We start from the raw sequence: 20,694 nt of genomic DNA, 5'->3' as shown, positions 1-20,694 counted from the left end.
TTAACCCACCGAGCAGTTTGAACCCACCGAGCAGTTTTAACCCACCGAGCAGTTTTAACCCACCGAGCCGCGACGATCACATTTGGCCAGCACGCAGATCACCCTGATCGTGGGCGCTGCGTCAGCGGCAGCAGGATGAGAACGCCTAGCGTCTCGTGGCAGTGACGCGAGGGGCATCGATGGCGCTGACAGTGCAGAGTTCGCCGGCGACCAACGACTACCGGTTTCTCGTGCAGGACGACCGGGTCCACGGCAGCCTCTACACCGATCCCGCTGTGTTCGCGGACGAGATGGCGCGCATCTTCACCGACGGCTGGGTCTTTGTGGGCCACGAATCCGAGGTGCCCGAGATCGGCGACTGGGTCTCCCGGCGGCTGGGCACCGAGCCGGTGCTGATGGTGCGCAACCGTGACGGCGCCATCAGCGTCGTTGCCAACCGTTGCGCTCACCGGGGCACCACTCTGTGCCCGCAGAACGACGGCAACAACCGCAACTTCCGCTGCCCCTACCACGGGTGGACCTACGACCTCGACGGCACGCTGCTGGGTGTCCCCGGACCCAAGGGCTTCCACAAGGACACTGCCGATCTGGGGTTGGATCGGCCCGGCCAGGTGGACGACTACCGGGGGTTCGTGTTCGCCAATCGCAGCGGCACCGCCGGGCCGCTCAGCGAGCACTTGGGAGCAGGCGGCACCGACCTCATCGACCGCACGTCGAACATGTCGCCGACGGGCAGGGTCCGCTTGAGAGCCGGCTGGATCGGCCAGCGGATCGACTCGAACTGGAAGATGTGGCCAGAGAGCGACAACGACGGGTACCACCTCAACTTCACGCACGCTTCGATGGCGCTGGCGGTCCCGGACACCTATTACGACGAGATCGTCATGGGCGGTGAGGAAGCCTCGGCGTCGGTCACACGTGCCTACGACGGGGGTCATATCGAACTGGACTTTCGTCGCGGCTACACGACCGAACTTGCCTGGCTCGGCACCACACGCGACAAAGTCACCGACTATTGCGACGCACTGGAGCGCTCCTTTGGTGCCGACAAGGCGCAGTCGATCCTGTGGGACGGGCCGCCGCACGCTCTCGTGTTCCCGAACCTCTTCCTGGCCGAGATGAACATCGCCCGGATCGAGCCGCTTGCGCCGGGCGTCACGGTGCATCACCACACACCGCTGCTGGTCGAGGGCACCGACGAGAGCGTGAACCGGCGGCTCGTGCTGCAGTCCGAGGCGGCGATGGGTCCCGCATCGTTCTTCCTGACCGACGATGCGGTGATCGCCGAACGGATGCACCGTGCCTTCCAGGGAGCGGTCGTCGGTGATGGCGGATGGGTCGACCTCAGCCGGGGCCTCGAACGCGAGCACTCAGAGGACGGGCAGCGCTGGAGCGACATCACCGACGAAACCACCAATCGCGGCTTCTGGCACCACTACCGCGACGTCATGGCCGACGTCATGGTGAACAGTCCGCACAACGGAGCCTGAGCAACTGCCATGGCAACCCGCGAGCCTGAGACGAAGCCCGAGCAACCGCCATGGCAACCCGCGACCAGCTACCAGAAGGCGTTCGCCAGACCCGTCCCGCCGACCGAGCCCGAGCAACCGCCATGGCAACCCGCGACCAGCTACCAGCTTCGCCACCACCGAAGCAACCGCCATGGCAACCCGCGACCAGCTACCAGCGGGCGTTCGCCAGACCCGTCCCGCCGAAGGAGCCTGAGACGGCGCCATGGCAACCGTCGACGAGCCAACGCGCCGCGACATCGAGGCGTTCGTCTATCGCGAGGCGCGCCTCGCCGACGAGTCTCGCTACGACGAGTGGGAAGCACTGGTCACCGATGACATGCACTATTGGGTCCCATTCGGTCCCGGCGACTACGAGCCCGGCACCCGGGTCAGCTACATCAACGACAACCGGGCCCGCCTCGGCACCCGAATCCGCCAGCTGGCAACCGGCGTCCACCATGCGCAGGATCCCCCGTCGTCGATGCGCCGGGTCGTGTCCAACATCGAGATCCTGAGCGCCGATGGTGACGACGACGGCGACGCCGACGAGTTCGAGGTCGGCAGCAACTTTGTGCTCTACGAGCACGCAGTCCAGGCAACCGGGCACCTGCGCCTGTGGGCGGGACGGGCAACACACCGGCTGCGACGCACCCCAGACGGCCTGCGCATGGCTGCCAAGAAAGTGGAACTCGTCAACTCCACATCGCCGCTGCCAAACCTGCCCTTCATCATCTAGTGCTGTGACCACAAACGTGTGCGCTGTTGAGGCGGGCTGAACGCCACGCGCTGGCCCCGACAGGATCAGTCTCGGGATCTGCTCGGCAGTCTCCTAGTGCGCGTCCGGGGTGCATGGGGGCAGGGGCGCCCGTGCTTCAAACAGATGCGGCGCTTGGTGCTTTGACTGGGTGGGCTTGGGGCGCCGCATAACTGCGCGCGGGCGCCCCTGCCCCCACGCACCCCTCGTTTGGGCGTTGCAGGGCTACCGCCTGGAGCCTGAGGGAGGGGGCCGTCGTGGGGTCGGTTGCTCGTGTCATTGCCACCTGCGGGGGTCGCTGTGGGGTCGGTTGCTCGCACCACCGCCTGCAGCGGAGTCGCCTCGGGCTGCGGTGTTCGGTCGGTCTGTTGGGGGGTGGGGGCGGGGTTGGGTGGTCCATCTGTTGGGGGCGGGTCCTCGGCGGAGTTGCCGGTTGTTGTTGTGGAGGGTGTTGTGGCAGTCGTCGCAGAGGGCGGCGAGGTTGGTTTCGTCGGTGGTGCCGTTGTCGGCGTGCCATTCGTCGATGTGGTGGTATTCGCAGCGGTGCATGGGTTTGCGGCACAGCACGCAGCCGCGGTCGCGTATGGCGATGGCGAGCTGTTGTGGGGTGCTGGCGTGGCGGCGGCTGCGTCCGTGCCACAGCACTTGTCCGGGTCCGGCGAAGATGGCGCCGCTGATGCGGGTGTCGGGTGAGAGATCGTCGAGGATGGCCGCGGGGACCGGTCCTGCGCCGAGGGCTTCGCACAGCCCGTCGGGTCGGGTGCCGTCGATGACGCCGATGTCGGCGATGATCACGAGCTGGTTGGGTGCCTGGGCGGGCCGCCACCGCCCGATCGAACGACCCGGGGCGCTGTCGCGCGCCGCATCGTTGTCGTCGCTGGTGCTGTCGCTGTTGCGGTTGTGGCCCGCGTGGCCGTTGTCGTCATGTTCGGCGCTGCGGTGCGTGTCGGGTCCGGGGCGGCGTGGGTGCTTGGCTGGCTGGGCATCGCCTCGTCCTGAGCCCGGCTCGGGGCCGCTGCGGCTGTGGCCCGCGTGGCGGTTGTCGTCACCTTCGGCGCAGTGCGGCGTGTCCCCGGAACCGTGCGAGGAGTCACCGCAGCGGTGCGGCGTGTCCCCGGAACCGTGCGAGGAGTCACCGGCGCGGTGGGGTGTGTCGCCGGTGCGGTTCGAGGTGTGGGCGGTGTGCGCGGTGGGGTGGGCGATGGTGGCGAGGGCGTTTCGGTCGGCGAGCATCTCGAAGATGGCGTCGGCGATGCGTTGGGGGTTGTCGCGGATCTCATCGGGGGTGCCGTCGCGTCCGCCGTCTGCGCGCCACAGGGCGTCGCAGTAGTTCTCGACTGCTTGTTGGACCAACGCGAAGCTGACCGGGTCCAGGCGGGCGTTGAGCACTCCCATGCCGGTGCTGTGGTCGATGAACAGCGCGGCGCTGCGCTGGCGGCGCTGACGGTCCAGCACCGAGCGCACCGTGTCAGGGTCATGGCGGGCCGCGAAGTCGCGCGCGTCGCGGCGCAGCACCTCGGGCGGGACCACCGCGGCGGCCTCGAGCAGCTCAACAGCGGTGTCGACCGCTTCGGGGCTGGTGTGGCGGGCGGCGTCGGCGAGCACCTCGGCATGCTCGGCTGTGAGCGCTCCTGTGGCGAGGCCGCGTGCAGTGTTGGGCATCTGGGCGACCTGGTCGCTGGTCTGGGCGGTGCGCTTGGCGCTGCGGGCGCTCAACCGGGCGTGCTCGCGCAGCGCCGTGCGGCCTGATCCCTCCCGGTCGGCATTGGCGCTGAGGCGGCGCGTCTGCTGGATCCTGATCGCACCGGGCTCGATGAGCAGGTCCTGCAGCAGGAAGCTCAGCAGATGCGCGGCGACGATGTTCATCATGATCGTCGAGAGAATCTCGTTGACGCCTGCGTACGCCTTGAGTGCGCCGGGGATCGCTCCCCAGAACCCGCCGCCGACGGCACCGGCGATGATCACCAGCGGCACCAGCAGCACCCGTGGCAGGTCATCAAATGCCATCGACGTGGCCGTAGCCGCGATGGCACCCAGGATGATCTGTCCCTCGCCTCCGATATTGATGACGTCAGTGCGGAATGCGATGCAGATTCCCACGCCGACCAGGGCAAGCGGCATTCCCCGCACCGCGGTGTCAGCGAGGTTGTCGGCGCTGCCGAACGCGCCGGTGATCAGCTTGCCGTAGGCAAAAAGCGGGTTGGCACCGAACGCAAGCAGCATGACGGCGCCCACGGTGAGCGCCGCGATCGTCGCGACGGCAGGCACTGCGATGCCCACAAACGGCCGAATCAAACGGGCTAACCGGCCCGCCGCAAATTCGGGGGCCGCGCCGTCGTCGCCGGTCGTTGGAGATGTCAGCGCCATGGCCCTCTTGCCTTCTGCATCCCTGCTAGTGACTACTCGAACTTCGCAGGGCGCTTTTCCACGAACGCCCGCTGGGCCTCTCGAGCGTCACTGCTGTGGAAGGTCTCGCCTTCCAGGCTGAGCGACAGCGGCAGGATCTGGGCCGACATCTGCCGGATCCAGTTGTTGATGGGCACCTTGGAGGCGCTGATGGCCTTTTGCGGCCCTGCAGCGAGCTGCGCCGCCTTCTCAAGTGCCGTGTCGAGAATTGCGTCGTCGTCCACCAGGAAATTGACGAGCCCCATGTCGTAGAGCATCTGACCAGTGACCCGTTCGCCGGTCATCAGGTACCACTTGGCCCGGTTCACACCCATGAGCAGGGGCCAGATGACCTGTCCCCCATCGCCGGCGCCGATGCCCATGTTCACGTGCGTGTCGGCGAACACCGAGCTATGCCCCGCCACCACGACGTCGCACAGGAGCGCGATGTTGGCACCGAGGCCCATGGCATAACCCTGCACGGCCGAGATGATCGGCTTGCGGAGCTCGAGAAGATGGTCGACGATCTGGCGCCCCTCCTCGAAGCTGACCGCCGGTCCGCTGGCATCGCTGAAATCGCCGCCGGCACAGAAGGCACGGCCTGAGCCGGCGAGCACGACGACCTTCACGTCGTCGTCGGTCTGCGCTTCACGAGTGAAGGTCGCCATTTCGTGATGCATCTGCCCGTTGACCGCATTGAGTCGCTCCGGGCGATTCAACGTGACGACAGCGACGCCATTGTCCCGTTTGTCGATGAGCATTGCTTGGTAGTTCTCTTGGTCGAGTGGCATGACGAGTCTCTCCCTGTTGGCCAGCGCTTGGTGGGCGCTCAAAGTACTGCGGTGAGGACCCGGCCGACGTCGGTGTGGGGGCGGCCGACGATGCGCTCGTAGTTGGCCGGGTCGGTGGCCCCTTCGGTGACCATGACGAGCACTGTTGCGTTCTCCGGGTCGTCGAGAGCGCTTCGGCCAGCTTCGTCGCTGAGCAGCGCACGCAGGCCTGCCAGAGAGGCGCTGCCGGTCTCGCCCGCAACCACCTGGGATTCGGCCAGGTCGGCCATGGCCCGGCCGGCGGCATCGCTGTTCACCGAGACGCACCAGTCGACTCCGCTGGCCAGCATCGGCCATGCCAGCGGTGAGGGCACCCCGCAGTTCAACCCGACCATGATCGAACGGTGCGGCCCTGGGGTCTCGGTGATCTCCCCTGCCATCGTCGAGGCCTGCACGCAATTCGCATCGTCGGGTTCCACCGACACCAGCACCGGACGGTGCTCGCCGCTGCGGTAGTGGGTGACAGCAGCGGCCATGAAGGCCCCGACGCCGACGGGTACTGCGACGAGGTCGGGCTGGGGAATCCCGTTGGCGGCGAGCGCATCGTCCACCTCGGAGAAGATCGTCGTGTAGCCCTCGGCGACGTTGGCGGGAATGGTCTCGTAACCCGGCCATGAGGTGTCCGACACGACCAGACAACGCTCACCGGCCATCTCGGCGCTCTGTTCGATCGCATCGTCGTAGGAGCCGTCCACCACGGTCACCGTTGCGCTCTCGTCCCCGATGGCGGCAATCCGGGCCTCCGCAGTGCCGTCGGGAACCAGAATGTGCGCGTCGAAGCCCAGCAGCCGGGCCATGAAGGCAACCGCCCGTCCGTGGTTGCCGTCGGTGGCGGCCACCAGGGTCATCGGCCGAAGGTGGGCCAGGCTGGCCGCCAGCGCATTGATGTTCGCCCACTTCGGCGGCTCGCCGCCGAGGTGCTCGCAGATGGCGCGGTACGACGCCCACGACGCGCCCAGAATCTTGAACGACGGCAAGCCCATGCGCTGGGTCTCCGCCTTCACGAGCACCCGTCCGACGCCGAGGCTCTCGGCCAGCCGAGGTGCATCGATCACCAGCGTCGGGGCATAGGCCGGCAGCCGACGGTGAAATGTCAGCACCTCGGTTGGCGCGGCGGGCCAGTCGCGCCCGTCGAACAGGGGGTTGCGGGTCACCAGTGCAGCCAACGTCGGCCTCCTCAGTCCAGTTCGTCGAGCGCAGCAAAGAGCCGCTGGGCTTGCTCAGCAGCCTTGGCACGCACTTCGGCTGGGTCGACTCGAGTGGCGATCCCAGCGGAGAGCACCTGCTCGCCGTCGATCGTGACATCGAGGGCTCCGACGCCAGGCGTGTAGGCGAGATGCCAGGGATCGGCGCTCGGATAGGACCACCGCACTGAGTCGTTGCGGGCCTCGGGCATCAGGTCCCAGCCTTGGGCCAGCCACTCCCAGGGCTGATCGGGCGAGGCGGTCACGTCGTGCTCTCGCAAGCGCACATAGGCGACTCGGAACTCGTCGAGCATGTCGGCGCCGATCCCGTCAGTGCCCAGCGCTATGGGGTTCACCGCAGCGAACCGGGCCGGATTGGCGTAGCCGACGGCGTTGTTCATGTTCGAGCGGGGGTTGTGCACGATGGTGCCTTCGAGGCCGTGATCGGTCGGCAGATGAACACCGTGGATGAGCAGCCAACGCTGGTCGCTCAGGCCTGCCAGTCGCTGCGCAGCGTCAGCATCGGGCGGCCCCTCGGCGACGTGGATGTGCACGCCGACGTCGTGGCGGCGGGCCAGGTCTGCAGCCGCTGCCAGGGTGTCGTCGGTGCAGGTGAACGCCGCGTGGACGCCCACATAACCCCGACCGCCCGCTGCGAGGTACCGCTCATTCTCTGCCAGGCCGCGCCGGGCCCCGTCAACACCGTGACGGTCGGTGACGCCGTAGCAGCAGCTCGCCCGCACACCGACTTGGGCGCAGGCCGCTGCAATCACGTCGAGCGAGCCTTCGATGGCGTTGGGCGACTCGTGGTGATCGATGATGGCTGTGCAGCCCGACTCCAGGGCTTCCAGTGCACCGAGCTTCGCCGACCACTCCAGCATCTCGAGGTCGAGCGCTCGGTCGAGCCGCCACCACACGAGTTCCAGGATCTCGGCGAAGCCTCCCGGAGTGCGCGGCGGGGCAGGCATGCCTCTCGCCAGAGCGGAGTACAGGTGGTGGTGCGCACACACGAGTCCCGGCGTCGTCGCACCCCCCTCATTCACGGCTGCGAGCGTAATCCCGGCCTCCGAGCCCGCTGAGCCGCCCTGATGTCCCGATTTCATCAGGTCAGGTTGAAGGGCAGGTTGGCCGCTTTGAGATGGGGTTCGGGTCAGCCTGAGAAGAGCGAAATCACCATCGGTGTCACGATCGCCACGAAGATCGATACGCCAATCCCGACTATCCATCGGAATTGGTGCTCGGCGAGGGTGTCCTTGTGCTGGATAATCGTATTTGTGCATGTGTTTCTGCTCTAGAATTCATGTCTCAGCCAATCAGCTATCAGTTCGGGTCGCCGGTGTCATGCCGTGCGGCAGCGAGCTGTCGTGGCCTGCAGCAGGTCCTCCTGCAGCAGGCTGAATTCCTCTAGGGATTCGGGTCAGGAGTAAAACCCATGACATCTGAACACATTGCGGCGCCGCATAGCAGCGCCGCATACCGCCGCGGAATGAGTCCCCACAGGCGCAAATGGGCTCTGCCGGCGGCGTTAGCTGCGGTGGCGCTCGCGGCGGCGCTGTTGTCGCCTGCTGCGGGGGCGTCTGCCGACGCGCTGCGAGACATTGACGTAGGAGGGACAGATCCGAGTGGGATCTGGTCGGACGGCACCACGATGTGGGTGGCCGACGACAGCAACGACACGATCTACGCCTATGACCTGGCCACCGGCGAGCGCAATTCCGATTCGGACATCGACACCCTCGACGACGCCGGCAACGACAAGCCCGGCGGGCTGTGGTCCGACGGCACCACCATGTGGGTGGCCGACGGGTGGAACGAGATGATCTCGATCTATGCCTACGACCTGGCTACAGGCACTCGGAAAGGCACTGAGGACTTCTACGCCTGGGTCCTCGGCGACGCGGACAATCTCAGCCCGAAGGGCCTGTGGTCCGATGGCACCACCATGTGGGTGTCCGACTTGTCGGACGGGAAGATCTACGCCTACGACTTGGCCGCCAAGTCGCGCCAGCCGAGCAAAGACCTCAACACCCTCAAGAATGCGGGCAACAGCCGCCCCGCAGGGCTGTGGTCTGACGGCACCACCATGTGGGTGACCGACGATACGGACGACAAGATCTACGCCTACGACTTGAGCACCGGCGCCCGGCTCGCCCATCTGGATTTCGACACGCTCAGCGGCGTCGGCAACAACAGGCCCGACGGTCTCTGGTCGGACGGCACCACCATGTGGGTGACCGATCGAGAGGATGACAAGCTCTACGGCTACGTCATGCCCGGCCGCACCCACCTGCAGTCACTGGAGCTCGACGGAATCGACTTCGCGACCCTTGACCCGGCATCGGAGGCCTTTGACCCGTCGGACACTGACTACGCGGTGCGCGTGCCCAGTACCACTGCCATGACGACCGTGACCGCGAGCGCGCAGTACGCAGACGCTGAGGTTGCCGTCTCGCCTGCTGACGAGGACCCGAACACTGACGGTGCTCAAATCAGTCTGGTGGCCGGCGAGAACACCATCACCGTCACAGTGACCCGCGGTTCGCACACCAAGACCTACACCGTGATCGTCACCAGAACCACCCTGGCCGTCATCCGCAATGACGCCACGTTGAGCGCTCTCACCCTCAACAACGTGGACATCGGCACCTTCGATCCCGCCACCGTCCACTACACCGCAGGCGCGGCCAATACCGTGGCGAGCACCACCGTTACCGCCGACAGCACCGACACGGGTGCGACGGTGACGATCTCCCCCGATGACGCCGACGCCGGTGCCGACGGACACCAAGTCGCCCTGGACGAAGGCCTCAACACCGTCACTGTCACCGTGGAATCCTTCGACAGCACGGTCAACAAGACCTATACCGTCGTTGTCGCTCGGGCTTCCACCAATGCGTTTGGATGGGCCGTGCTGTCGGACATCGGCAAACTTGCTGAAGGCAATCGCATGCCTCGAGCCACTTGGTCCGACGGCACCACCATGTGGGTGACCGACCTCAGCGGAGCCCTGTTCGCCTACGACTTGGCCACCGGAGCCCACGACTCGTCCAAGGACATCTCGACACTGGCGGCTGCGGGCAATCACAATGCCAATGGGCTGTGGTCCGACGGCACCACTATGTGGGTATCGGACGATCGCGACCAGAAGTTGTACGCGTACAACTTGGCGACCGGCGTTCGCGACACCAGCAGAGAGTTCTATACCGGCGTAGACAACCGCACGCTGCCGTCCGATGCACGGCTCGAAGGTTGGAATTGGGTTCCAAAGGGTCTGTGGTCCGATGGCACCACGATCTGGGTGTCCGATCCAAAGAACAACATCAAGATCTTCGCCTACGACCTGGCCACCGGCGAGATGGACACGAGCAAAGAGATCACGACGCTCTGCTCCGATTGGAGTCTCCATCCCCGGGCATCTGACAACTGCCACCCCGCCGGACTGTGGTCCGACGGCACGACCATGTGGGTGGTCGACACGATGGACAAAAAGCTGTACGCCTACGACCTCGATACCGGTGAGCGACAAGCCCACCTCGACTTCAACACTCTTCGCGAGGCTGGCAACAACAGCCCGAAGGGAATCTGGTCCGACGGCACGACCATGTGGGTGGTCGACAACCACAAGGGCCGGATCTACTCCTACAACATGCCCGGCGAAAGCGAAGAGCAGTAGGCGACAGCAACTGCATTTGTGAACTCACGAGTGTGGCTGTGGCCCAGCATCTCGCTGGCCACAGCCACGCTCCAGCGATTGCGTGCAATAGCGATTGCGTGCAATTCGGTACGGGAACGCTCAGACCCAGGCGTCGGCTCGCTCGCGGTTTGACGGGTTGCGCATTGGCAGTTCGTTGTGCCAGACGCCTTCGTACTCGCGCAGCGCGGCCGCCACTGCGCCGGCCGTCGGCACCAAACCGATCTCGCCGACGCCCTTGATGCCATATGGGGCGCCTGGCTGTGGTGACTCGACCAGGATGACGTCGACATCTGGCATGTCCTTGGGCCGGATGATCGCGAGGCTGCGCAGCGTGGTGTTGAGCGGTCGCCCGTTGGCATCGGCAGGGAAGCCCTCGCTGAGCGCGTAGCCGAGCCCCATGTGCACGCTGCCCTCGATCTGGCCTTCGCACAGCAGCGGGTTCACAGCTCGTCCCACGTCGTGCGCTGCGATGACACGCTCCACGATGCCGGTGTCGGGATCGAGGATGACAACCTGAGCGGCGTACCCGAACGTGGAGTGGATCACCGGGTTCTCCAAGCCTTCTGACAGCGAGTTGGTCCAATCGACCCGGTACTCGCCTTCGTAGTCCACTTCGAGCTGGCAGCCGTCGGCGAGTGCGGCACGGCAGGCATCGGCCACCGATCCTGCGCCCATCAGCGTGCCCCGGCTGCCAGTGGTCTGGCCAGCGCCGAGCTCGCGGGTGGAGTCCACGATGACCCGCACTGCTTCGGGATCGATGCCTAGCTCTTCCACCGCGACCTGCAGCACGACGGTGTGCACTCCCTGACCCATCTCGGTCCAGCAGTGGCGCACCTCGAGAGTGCCGTCAGCGCAGAACCGCACCACAGCCTTGGCGATCTCCTTGAAGCCGTTCCCGAGGCCCGAGTTCTTGAGCCCCAACCCGATCCCGACGGGCTTGCCGGCTGCACGGGCTGCCTCGTATGGCTCGCGCACAGCGTCCAGGCAGGCCTGGGCGCCCAGACAGCCGTCGTCCATGATCTGGCCCGGGCCCCACACTCCTCCGGGAACCACCACGTTTCGCTGGCGGATCTCGAAGCCGCTGATGCCGAGGGCTTCGGCCAGCCGGTCCATCACGCCTTCCATGGCGAACTGCGCCTGGTTCGCGCCGAATCCACGGAATGCGCCGCACACCGGGTTATTGGTGCGCACTGCGACGGACTCGACATCTACCGCCGGCACCAGGTACGGACCGGTGGCGTGTCCCGCCGATCGTTCCAGCACCTTCATGCCCACCGAGGCGTACGGGCCCGAGTCGCCGAACATGCGTGCCCGCACCGCGGTGAGCTTGCCGTCGGCGTCGCAGCCGACCTCATAGGTCATGCGGATGGGGTGCCGCTTCGGATGCATGAGCAGCGATTCCTCACGCGACAGCGTGATCCGCACCGGGCGGCCGGTCAGCCACGCCGCCAGCGCCGCGTGGGCCTGGTTCGACATGTCCTCCTTGCCGCCGAACGCCCCGCCGTTGGAGACCAGCTCTGTGGTGACCACCGAGGGGTCCAGTGCCAGCACCGCGGCGATGTCGTTGCGGTCGTCCCAGATGCCCTGCCCGCCGGTGTACACGTGCAGTCCGGCGGGGACTCCGTTGGCCGGGGTGGGGCACGGCAAGGGTCGACTCGGGCTCGAGGTAGGCGTGCTCGATGCGCTGTGTCTGAAAAGTCTCGGTCACGGTGTGCGCCGAGGCAGCCAGCGCTGCTTCGACGTCACCACGGGCGTAGGTCGAGCGGGACAGGATGTTGCCGTCGAGCTCCCAGACGGCGTCGATGTCGCTGTCTTTCACCCGTACCGGGTCGGTCATGGGTTCGAGGACGTTGTAGGACACCTCGATCAGCTCTGCGGCGCGCCGGGCAGCGGGCCGGTTGTCCGCCACGACAGTGGCGAGCACGTCGCCGAGGTAGGAGGTACGCCCGCCCACCGGGATCATCACCGGCCAGTCCTTGTGGATGAGGCCCACCCGCAGAACGCCGGGAATGTCGGCGGCGGTGAACACGGCCCGCACCCCGGGCACTGCTTCGGCTGCGCTGGTGTCGATCGAGCGCACATCGGCACGGGCGTGATCGGCAAACCGCAGCGCGCCGTGCAGCATGCCGTACGGGCCTGTCACACCGGTGATCGACGAGTCGATCACCATGTCGTCGATGTACGGACGGCTGCCCAGCGTGAGCTCGCGAGCCTCATAGCGAACGCCGGAGCTGCCGACGCCCTTGGGCGGGAGCGCCACCGGCACTTCGCCTGACGCCAGCGACTCGACGGCGTCGAGGATCTTCGTGTAGCCGGTGCAGCGGCACAGATGGCCGCCCAGGTGACGGCTCGCTTCCTCTCGGGTCAGCGCCGAGCCCTTGCGGTCCAGCAGGGCTTTCAGGCGCACCACGATGCCGGGCGTGCAGAACCCGCACTGCAGGGCGCCGTGTGCTGCGAAGGCGTTCGCCATGGCGTCCACCTCGGCGTCGTCAAAGCCCTCGACGGTGGTGATCTCGGTGCCTGCTGAGCGCTCAAGACTGGTCTGGCAGGCCACCCGTGCCCTGCCGTCCACCAACACCGCACAGCAGCCGCACTGGCCCGACGGGGCGCATCCGTCCTTGGGCGAGATGATTCCCAGTTCATCTCGCAGAGCCGCCAGCAGGTGCTCGTGATCGCTGGCGACCGTGACCGGCGAGCCGTTCAACACGAACTCGGTCGTCATCGGCAACCTTTCTCCGGGACCTAGGGATTATCTGTCCCTTCCCCGCTGGCTATTGTCGCACCGCCGCGCAGTCATTCACACCACCGCTCACGGCGGCGGGATGACTCCCTTGCGTTCGCCGATCAACTTGTAGGTCTCAGGCCGGCGGTAGCGGTCGAAGTTGAACACCGTGTCCTTGTACCGCGAGCACCAGTCCAGGTCGCAGCGAGCGGTGATCAACTCGTCGCCGTCGGTGACGGCTTGGGCCACGATCTGACCCGACGGCGCGATCACCGCCGAGTGCGCCAGCGACTCCACGCCCTCCTCGGTGCCGCCCTTGGCAACCCCTACCACCCAGGTGCCGTTCTGGTAGGCGCCTGCCTGCATCACGAGGTGATTGTGGAAGGCCTGCAGCGGATCTTGAATCGGGTCGGGCGCGTAGTGCAGCGGCGTGTTGTAGCCGATGAAGATCATCTCGACGCCCTGGAGGCCCATGACGCGGTAGGTCTCGGGCCAGCGGCGATCGTTGCACAGCGCGATGCCCATGACGCCGCCGAATGCCCGCCACACATTGAATCCTTCGGAGGACTCCTCGAAGTAACGGCGCTCGAGATGCTGGAACGGGCGTTGGGGCTCGTGCTCTTCGTGTCCTGGAATGTGGACCTTGCGGTACTTGGCGACGAGGGTGCCGTCTCGCTCGACGAGGATCGCGGTGTTGTAGCGGTGCCCGTCTGGCGTCAGCTCGGCGTACCCCAGGTGGAAGCCGATGCCCAGGCGCTTGGCCTCGTCGAACAGCGGTTGGGTCTCCGCCGACGGCATCTCGGTCTCGAAGTACGCCAGCAGCTCGGGTGAGTCGTCGGGGAAGAACCAGCGGGGGAAGAAGGTGGTGAGCGCCAGTTCGGGGAATACCACGACATCGCAACCTCGCTCGGCGCCTTGGCGCAGCAGCGCGATCAGGCGCTTCACCACACTGGCGCGGGTCTCGTAGCGGGCGATCGGCCCGAGCTGCGCGGCGCCGACCGTGAGCGGCCTCATGTCGCAGCCCCGCCGTTCGCGAGCACATCGTCGATATCGCCGTCAGCGAGGCGCCACACCACCTCGGCCAGCAGATTCGCCCCGGCCTCGATGTCCTCTGGCGCTGTGTATTCCGCCGGATTGTGACTGACGCCGTCGAAGCTGGGCACGAAGATCATTCCGGTCGGGCAGACACGCGCCAGCATCTGGGCGTCGTGCCCGGCTCCCGAGGGCATGCGCCGGTGCGTCAGGCTCGCTTCGGAGGCGCATCGCTCGACGAGGTCGATGACGGCCGGATGGAAGACCACTGGCTCGAACCGTGCCGTGCGCCGCGTGGCGGCTTCGAGATGCTCGCCGTCGGCGATGCGGGCAACGATCTCGTCGAGGCGGGCTTCGGCGTGCTGCAGCATGCCTTCGGAAGTGTTGCGGAGGTCCACCGTCATCACGGCCGAACCGGCAATGACGTTCACCAAGTTCGGCACGAGCGAGATCGACCCCACGGTGCCGACCTGCGAGTCGCCGATGTTGTGCGCCATCTCGCGTACCTCGCCGGCGATACGGCACGCGGCCAGCCCCGCATCGCGGCGTAGTGGCATCGGCGTGGTGCCGGCGTGGTTGGACTGCCCGCGCAGCGTGACTTCTGTCCATGAAATGCCCTGCACGCCTTCGACCACGCCGATCTGGATCCCGTGGAACTCGAGCACTGGGCCCTGCTCGATGTGCAGCTCCATGCAGGCATACGGCACGGTGCCGGGCACGGGCGCCGAGCCGCGATAGCCGATGCGGTCCAGCTCGTCGCCGACGGAGATGCCGTCCCGGTCGGTGATTTCGAGTGCTTCCTCAAGCGTCATCCCGCCGACGTAGGCAAGGCTGCCCAGCATGTCGGGAGCGAACCGGCTGCCTTCCTCGTCGGTGAAGAACGCCACCGACAGCGGGCGGGCGGGTGTCGAGCCGCTGGCCAGAACAGACTCGATGACCTCCAGCCCGGCCAGCACACCGAGGTTCCCGTCATATCGACCGCCAGTGGCCACCGTGTCGATGTGGCTGCCCATCATCACCGAGTCGGCCACGCCGCCCGGCTCAGTGCAGGCCACCACGTTGCCGAGCCCGTCGATGGTGACCTCGAGCCCCAAGTCGGACATCCAGGTGGACACCAGGTCGCGCCCAGCTCGGTCCTCGTCGGTGAGCGCCAGGCGGCAATTGCCCTGAGTGCCCTCGATGGCACCGATCTGGGCCAGCTCGTCCAGTCGGCCCATGAGCCGCTCGCCATCGATCCGCGGTGCCCCCTCACTCGGTCCACTCATGGCGTCATTCTCTCATCGCAGAACGCTCTGACCGGCGCGTAGAGAATCCCGCCGAACCCAGCGCCTCGGCCCGATGCAGCATTTCCAAATCAGCGATCGGGCTCGAACACTTGTCACCTGCGCAACCATGCACCGGTCATGCAGGGGGCGCTTCGAGGCCTTCGTAACCGCCAGCGAGTTCCACCGCGGCTTCGGCGATGTCCGTGCCTCGTTGCTTCTGGACCAGCAGCCGACTGATGTCCTTGCTCACGCTCGACACCCAGTCACGCTCGAATTGATACGAAGGCGACTCAGCAAACACTTGGTCGCAGAGTTCCACGAGTGCGGCTTGGGTCGTGATGCCGGTCGCTTCTGCCAGGTCCAGGATGTCCTGCACATCTTTGCCGCGCCCCGACATGAGCTTGAGCGCCAAGAGGCGTGCTGTCTTGAAGAACCTGGTCGACCTCGTCGAGGAGGCTGAGCATTCCGGCGTGGGAGCGGCTGGGAAGCTCGCTCACGTCACGCGGCGCCTCGAGTCGGCGCGCCGGCTTGGGCCGGCACCGATGAACTGGTGATCGAACCAGACGCGATGAAATGCGCATGCGGAAGGAGCGTTCGCCACCGTTTGATCCCAGATGAAGCCATCCATGGCGCAGTGTCGCCCCCAAGCGAGATCGACTTCGGACCGGTGGCGCCAGACCCAGTGGGGCACCGCAATGCCATCGCGATCGCACAATGCATGGACGACAGCAGCGATACGGCACAGGTCGTCTTCATTGCAGCCCTGCGGCGCTTCGCGGATCATTGCGACTCGCTCGTCTGGCCACGCCGCCCATTCGCGCGCAAAGAGCGTCAGCGGTACATGTTCCCGTGAACCCCCGCTCGACATCGCCGTGGGCAGATCGGCGGCGCGCGCACGTCGATAGACGGGCAACGGATCAGCCGGTGGCCGCTGCGCCCGCACTCTCACTGGCATCGCCGGCCTCCGTCAGTGCCGTCCCTGAGCCGATGGACAACCATCATGCCCACGCTGCTGATGCTACAAGCGCTGCCGCAGCCAGCTTCTGCAAGTGCAAGCGATGTTGCCGGAGAGCGGCACCTTCGAGGCACTTCGTGCAGCGGTGGTTATACGAAGGTGGCGGCGATCTCGTCGTTGAGATCGTCGATCATCTCGTCCCACAGCCGGGGCAGATCTCGCAGCGAACCCCAGAATGCCTGGTCGCGGCGGGCTTCGAAGTCCTCCAATGGCACACCTTGCTGCTCGACCCAGGTGTAGTAGCCGAGGTTGAAGATGCGGTCGCGGCCTCGGTCGGTGAGCACTTCGATGTGAGGAGCGTGCTCGCTGCGAGTGTCGGGTGCCAGGTGACGCTCGAGGATGCTGCGGGCAGCGCCCGCATCGAAGCTGCCTGCGTGCCGTTCGACGAGATGGCGGTCCCGCTCGGAGTAATACATCTCGAATCCGTCAGTGGCCACCGTCATGACCACATCGTCTGATCCGAGGCCCAGCTCGTTGGCAGCGCGCGCCGCAGCGAGCACGTTGCAGATCGACGAATAGCCGAAGTGCCCCAGTTCGTCGAGCACCCACGATGCCGCCCCGAGGTGCTCGCGCAGGGCGCCACGGCCCGCTTCAGTGTTGAACACCAGCCCGAGCCCGTCGGTTGCCCGGTCGCTGACGCCGACGATGACGTCGGTGTTGGTGACGTTGTGGATGAGCGGGATGTGCTTGTCGCCGATGCCCTGGATGTTGTGCTCGCCGTAGCCGTTGTAGAGCATCGTCGGGCATTCGAGCGCCTCGACCGCCACGATCTGGGCGCCGTGGGCGTCCTTGAGCCGGTCGCCGGCGCCAAGCGTGCCTGCCGAGCCGCTGGCGGCAACGAACGCGGCCAGACTCGGCTCGGAGCCTGCAGGTGCTGCCTGGCGGATGTGCTCGAACACCGCGAGCAGCGCCGCGCCGGTGACCTCATAGTGGCCGATGTGATTCGAGAACTCGCTGAACTGGTTCAGGATGAAGTTCGTGGGATCCGCTGCGAGCACCGCGCACGCGTCGTAGATCTCCTTGACGTTGCTCTCCGAGCCGGGCGTACGGATCACGTCGGCAGGGTCGGCGACCCAGCGGGCCAGCCAGTCGAACCGTTCACGGCTCATGTTCTCTGGCAGCACTGCCACGCCGCGACACGCCATGATCCGGCTGATGGCCACGCCGCCGCGGGCGTAGTTGCCCGTCGACGGCCACACCGCTCGGTGCGTGATCGGATCGAACTGCCCCGAGGTAACCCTCGGAGCAAGGCAGGAATACGCAGCCAGCACCTTGTGGGCACCGATCATCGGGAACCGGTTGCCGAACAGCACGACGACCTGGGCTGGCGTGCCGGTCAGCTCGCTCGGCAGCACGACATGCTCGGGCACGTCGGTGCGTCCCCCGGCGCCGTCGTTGAACCAGTGGACCCGGAACAGGTTCAGCGGATCCGCAAAGTCTGGGTCGACGTCGGCAAGCGCTGTGTCGATGTCAGGGTCAATGAGGGAAGGATCGGCGAGTTCGGCGAACGTGGGCAGCCTGATGCCCTGTTCTCGGAATCGCTCGACCACATGGCTGCGCCCCGCCGGGTCGGTGACCTCGGTGGCGAGCTGCGCAGCGAAGCTGGAAGGAAACTCACCGGCGCTGTCGTAGGCGCCGGCTCCGCTGGTGTGGTTGGACATCAAGATCTGAGGCTATGTTCCGCGGCAGCGCCCCGATGCACGCCACACCGATGGCTGCAAGGCGCAAGGAAGGCCCCGGATCAATGACACTGGACCAATGACATTGCCACGACACGCGCTGTACCTGCAGGACGCTCACACCATCAGCGAAGCCATGAGTTTTACGCGTTACGCCGAGGGGCGCGGCTTTGAGGCGGTATGGCAAGCCGACTCGCGCTTGGTTCGCGAGGCCAGCGTTCCGATGGCTGCATTCGCCGCAACCACCTCGCAGATCAAGGTCGGCGCAGGTGTCATCGACATCTGGTCCCGCAACCCGGCGCGGCTGGCCTCGATGTTCTCCACACTTGACGACCTCGCCCCTGGGCGAATCATCTGCGGGCTCGGTGCGTGGTGGGATCCGTTGGCCGCGAAGGTGGGCATCAGCCGGTCCCGGCCCTTGGCCGCCATGCGAGAGGTCACCACCGTGGTTCGGGCCTTACTCGCCAACGAGAACGTCACGTTCCACGGTGAGCACGTCCATCTCGACGATGTCGAGCTCGACTACGTGTACCAGGAGCGCCGACCGAAGGACGTGCCGATTTACATCGGCGCCACTGGCATGAAGATGATGGAGCTGTGCGGCGAGATCGCCGACGGCGTGGTGCTGAACTACCTGGTGTCGCCCGACTACAACAGCCGGGCCATGGACGCGCTCGAACGCGGCGCCGAATCGGTAGGCCGCAGCATCGACGATCTCGACCGCCCCCAGCTGGTGGTGTGCTCGGTGCACGAAGACCGCTCAACGGCGCTCGACATGGCACGCAACATGGTCACCCAGTACCTCGGCCAGCAGCCCCACATCATGAAGGCATCGGGCGTACCCGAATCGTTGCTCGAAGAAGTGGGCAAGGTGCTGACCTGGCCAGCCACGGCCGAACAGGTCGAGGCAGCAGCGCGCCTGGTCCCCGACGACATCGTGCAGATGCTGACTGCATCAGGCACCGCTGCCGAGGCTCGTGAGGCCGTCGATGGCTACCTGGCCAACGGAGCCACCTGCCCGATCCTGTACCCCCTGGGTGACGTCGAGGCCATGATCGACGCGTTCGCTGCCTAACCCGATGCAGCCGGACTGCTCTGGCCAGGCCGGCGCGGCTGGGCCAGACGGTCCCGGGAGTCTCCTAATAGCCCAGTTCGGTCGCAGCGCGTTCGAGCGCCACGGTGACCGACCAGTGCGTGCGTGCCAGCCGCAGGTCGTTGTTCAAGCCGTCGGCGTACAGCCCCGCAGCGCTCATCCAGAACGCCGCTGAGCGCATGGCGTAGAGGAGCTGGTAATAGGCGCAGTGCTCCTCGTCGATCTTGATGCCGGTGGCCTGCTGGTAGCGGTCGAAGAACAGTTCCCGGGGCACCACGTTCGAGAGCAGCTCGGTGCCCTCGCGATTCAGCTCCGTGAGCATGTAGGCGACGTCGTACATCGGGTCGCCGATGACCTGCAGCTCCCAGTCGAGGATCGCCGACACCTGGTCGTCGTGGATCAGGACATTGCCGGTCCGGTACGCACCGTGCACGAGCGTGAGCCGCTCCGTCGGCGGCGCGTGGTGTTTCAGCCAGCCGATCAAGTCAGCGAGGATCGGATGCCCGGGATGGCCTGAATCGACGATGAGCGCCTCCCACTTGGCGATCTCGCGCAGCGCAAAATCGCTCCTTTCCCCGGGGACGCCCAGGAAGTCCAGGCCCGCCGACCGCCAGTCCACGTTGTGCACCGCAGCCAACGCTTCGGTGAAACTCACCGGTAGCACGCCTCGTTCGGCAGCCGCGGCGTAGTAGTCGCGTCCCGCCCGGCGCCACGGACTTGGACACTGGCCGGCAACACGCTCCATCACGATGGCGGGGGCTCCGAGCACCGCTGGATCGGCCTCGTACCAGTAGGCCCGGGGTGCGGGGACGTCGGTGGACTCGAGGCAGCGCAGGACTCGGAATTGGTCGGCCAGGTCGGATTCCGCGCGCAGCAGTGCATTGCCGGGGTCGCGACGCAGACAGAAGTCCCGTCGCTGCTCTGCAACACCGTCAGCCCACACGGCCTCGAAGAGCCACGTCTCGTGCGACCAGCCCACAGCGATGCGCTCCGGATTCACGATGTCGACAGGGCCGCTGGATCCGAGGCGCTCCTGCAGGTAGTTGCTGAGTACGCCCGACAGATCTTGTTCCCCGGACCCGACGTCGCGCTCCCCCGCCGCGGTCACTGCGCGATGTCCATGCGTCGGTCAATGTCCCGGCGGAGCATCTGCCGGATGGCCGCCAGAGCCGAAACCGCTTCGGGCCGTTCGGGCCCCCACTGATACAGGGCGTCGATGACGTCCGAAGCCGCAGCAATCGACGCTTGCGAGCGCATGCGAGCGACGGCGTCCCGAATCTCGGAAGGGACTTCGGTCGTGGCATCCGCTCCGGCAAGCAGCGTGTCGAGTTCGTCGGACAATGCGGCGACGTCGTCGGCCTCAGCGGCACCATGCTCGCTTCCCAGCCGAGCCTGCTTCGCAAGGCGCTGGAGAATCACTGCCGCCATGAATGCCTGTGTCCTGGCGTACTCGTCGCTGACCGCTGGTGCGATGTCACTGCGCACCGTGTCTGCCAGCCGCGACAGCAACTCGTGGTCCTCGAGGCTCAC

Annotated in this window: 16 protein-coding genes and 1 pseudogene; 4 read left to right on the top strand and 13 right to left on the bottom strand. The window is 66.3% G+C overall.

The features are described from left to right. Positions 1–161 precede the first annotated feature (161 nt). Positions 162–1,490, top strand: coding sequence for an aromatic ring-hydroxylating oxygenase subunit alpha (locus ACOOHB_RS04260; protein ID WP_420443569.1), 1,329 nt, complete (start codon positions 162–164; stop codon positions 1,488–1,490). Between the two features lie 244 nt (positions 1,491–1,734). Continuing rightward, complete coding sequence (locus ACOOHB_RS04255) at positions 1,735–2,247, top strand: aromatic-ring-hydroxylating dioxygenase subunit beta (RefSeq protein ID WP_420443568.1); 513 nt, start codon at positions 1,735–1,737, stop codon at positions 2,245–2,247. A 294-nt stretch (positions 2,248–2,541) separates the two neighbouring features. Here ACOOHB_RS04255 and ACOOHB_RS04250 read toward each other — a convergent pair whose 3' ends face one another. From ACOOHB_RS04250 to ACOOHB_RS04235, 4 genes are read right to left on the bottom strand one after another with little or no spacing between them, the layout of a single operon-like run. Then, a complete protein-coding gene (locus tag ACOOHB_RS04250) occupies positions 2,542–4,632 on the bottom strand; it encodes an ABC transporter permease subunit (protein WP_420443567.1) in 2,091 nt (696 codons plus the stop codon). 32 nt (positions 4,633–4,664) lie between these two features. Then, entirely contained in the window at positions 4,665–5,441 is a 777-nt protein-coding gene (locus ACOOHB_RS04245) for an enoyl-CoA hydratase/isomerase family protein (RefSeq protein ID WP_420443566.1), read from the bottom strand. A gap of 38 nt (positions 5,442–5,479) precedes the next feature. Beyond that, complete coding sequence (locus ACOOHB_RS04240) at positions 5,480–6,646, bottom strand: diaminopropionate ammonia-lyase (RefSeq protein WP_420443565.1); 1,167 nt, start codon at positions 6,644–6,646, stop codon at positions 5,480–5,482. An 11-nt stretch (positions 6,647–6,657) separates the two neighbouring features. Beyond that, complete coding sequence (locus ACOOHB_RS04235) at positions 6,658–7,707, bottom strand: amidohydrolase family protein (RefSeq protein WP_420443564.1); 1,050 nt, start codon at positions 7,705–7,707, stop codon at positions 6,658–6,660. A gap of 389 nt (positions 7,708–8,096) precedes the next feature. Between ACOOHB_RS04235 and ACOOHB_RS04230 the strand changes: the two genes are divergently transcribed. Continuing rightward, positions 8,097–10,337 (top strand): cadherin-like beta sandwich domain-containing protein, encoded by a 2,241-nt coding sequence (locus tag ACOOHB_RS04230; protein ID WP_420443563.1) that lies wholly within the window; start codon positions 8,097–8,099, stop codon positions 10,335–10,337. A 120-nt stretch (positions 10,338–10,457) separates the two neighbouring features. Here ACOOHB_RS04230 and ACOOHB_RS04225 read toward each other — a convergent pair whose 3' ends face one another. The 7 genes and pseudogenes from ACOOHB_RS04225 to ACOOHB_RS04195 all read right to left on the bottom strand — a co-directional run bounded on the left by ACOOHB_RS04225 (position 10,458) and on the right by ACOOHB_RS04195 (position 18,053). Then, positions 10,458–11,960 carry a xanthine dehydrogenase family protein molybdopterin-binding subunit gene (locus ACOOHB_RS04225; protein ID WP_420443562.1) on the bottom strand — a complete coding sequence of 501 codons (1,503 nt, stop codon included), beginning with the start codon at positions 11,958–11,960 and terminating at the stop codon, positions 10,458–10,460. Between the two features lie 88 nt (positions 11,961–12,048). Next, a pseudogene (locus ACOOHB_RS04220) lies at positions 12,049–13,080 on the bottom strand (2Fe-2S iron-sulfur cluster-binding protein); the annotation flags it as partial. A gap of 87 nt (positions 13,081–13,167) precedes the next feature. Then, positions 13,168–14,094 carry an N-carbamoyl-D-amino-acid hydrolase gene (locus ACOOHB_RS04215; RefSeq protein ID WP_420443561.1) on the bottom strand — a complete coding sequence of 309 codons (927 nt, stop codon included), beginning with the start codon at positions 14,092–14,094 and terminating at the stop codon, positions 13,168–13,170. Further along, positions 14,091–15,377 carry a Zn-dependent hydrolase gene (locus ACOOHB_RS04210; RefSeq protein ID WP_420443560.1) on the bottom strand — a complete coding sequence of 429 codons (1,287 nt, stop codon included), beginning with the start codon at positions 15,375–15,377 and terminating at the stop codon, positions 14,091–14,093. The genes ACOOHB_RS04215 and ACOOHB_RS04210 overlap by 4 nt, the downstream gene beginning before the upstream one ends. A gap of 136 nt (positions 15,378–15,513) precedes the next feature. Then, the gene (locus ACOOHB_RS04205; protein ID WP_420443559.1) at positions 15,514–15,789 is read right to left on the bottom strand and encodes a hypothetical protein; all 276 of its coding nucleotides are present in this window, start codon (positions 15,787–15,789) and stop codon (positions 15,514–15,516) included. An 81-nt stretch (positions 15,790–15,870) separates the two neighbouring features. Beyond that, positions 15,871–16,332 carry a hypothetical protein gene (locus tag ACOOHB_RS04200; RefSeq protein WP_420443558.1) on the bottom strand — a complete coding sequence of 154 codons (462 nt, stop codon included), beginning with the start codon at positions 16,330–16,332 and terminating at the stop codon, positions 15,871–15,873. Between the two features lie 149 nt (positions 16,333–16,481). Further along, a complete protein-coding gene (locus ACOOHB_RS04195; RefSeq protein WP_420443557.1) occupies positions 16,482–18,053 on the bottom strand; it encodes a pyridoxal-phosphate dependent enzyme in 1,572 nt (523 codons plus the stop codon). Between the two features lie 97 nt (positions 18,054–18,150). Between ACOOHB_RS04195 and ACOOHB_RS04190 the strand changes: the two genes are divergently transcribed. Further along, a complete protein-coding gene (locus ACOOHB_RS04190; RefSeq protein WP_420443556.1) occupies positions 18,151–19,146 on the top strand; it encodes an LLM class flavin-dependent oxidoreductase in 996 nt (331 codons plus the stop codon). Positions 19,147–19,210: 64 nt separating this feature from the next. Here ACOOHB_RS04190 and ACOOHB_RS04185 read toward each other — a convergent pair whose 3' ends face one another. Then, positions 19,211–20,272: a phosphotransferase family protein gene (locus ACOOHB_RS04185; protein WP_420443555.1), complete on the bottom strand. Its 1,062-nt coding sequence runs from the start codon at positions 20,270–20,272 to the stop codon at positions 19,211–19,213. Further along, entirely contained in the window at positions 20,269–20,694 is a 426-nt protein-coding gene (locus tag ACOOHB_RS04180; protein WP_420443554.1) for a hypothetical protein, read from the bottom strand. Before ACOOHB_RS04180 ends, ACOOHB_RS04185 begins: the two co-directional genes overlap by 4 nt.

It is taken from the genome of Candidatus Poriferisodalis sp., assembly GCF_965215815.1.
Taxonomy (GTDB): Bacteria; Actinomycetota; Acidimicrobiia; order Acidimicrobiales; family Poriferisodalaceae; genus Poriferisodalis.
Note: the sequence above shows the minus strand (reverse complement) of the source record. Positions and strands in the feature narration are given on the sequence as shown.

What these genes read in the sequence shown, in the direction of transcription:
- ACOOHB_RS04255 (WP_420443568.1), top strand. Translation starts at nt 1,735, where the DNA reads ATGGCAACCGTCGACGAGCCAACGCGCCGCGACATCGAGGCGTTCGTC.
- ACOOHB_RS04250 (WP_420443567.1), bottom strand. Translation starts at nt 4,632, where the DNA reads ATGGCGCTGACATCTCCAACGACCGGCGACGACGGCGCGGCCCCCGAA.
- ACOOHB_RS04245 (WP_420443566.1), bottom strand. Translation starts at nt 5,441, where the DNA reads ATGCCACTCGACCAAGAGAACTACCAAGCAATGCTCATCGACAAACGG.
- ACOOHB_RS04230 (WP_420443563.1), top strand. Translation starts at nt 8,097, where the DNA reads ATGACATCTGAACACATTGCGGCGCCGCATAGCAGCGCCGCATACCGC.
- ACOOHB_RS04215 (WP_420443561.1), bottom strand. Translation starts at nt 14,094, where the DNA reads ATGAGGCCGCTCACGGTCGGCGCCGCGCAGCTCGGGCCGATCGCCCGC.
- ACOOHB_RS04210 (WP_420443560.1), bottom strand. Translation starts at nt 15,377, where the DNA reads ATGAGTGGACCGAGTGAGGGGGCACCGCGGATCGATGGCGAGCGGCTC.
- ACOOHB_RS04200 (WP_420443558.1), bottom strand. Translation starts at nt 16,332, where the DNA reads ATGCCAGTGAGAGTGCGGGCGCAGCGGCCACCGGCTGATCCGTTGCCC.
- ACOOHB_RS04195 (WP_420443557.1), bottom strand. Translation starts at nt 18,053, where the DNA reads ATGTCCAACCACACCAGCGGAGCCGGCGCCTACGACAGCGCCGGTGAG.
- ACOOHB_RS04190 (WP_420443556.1), top strand. Translation starts at nt 18,151, where the DNA reads ATGACATTGCCACGACACGCGCTGTACCTGCAGGACGCTCACACCATC.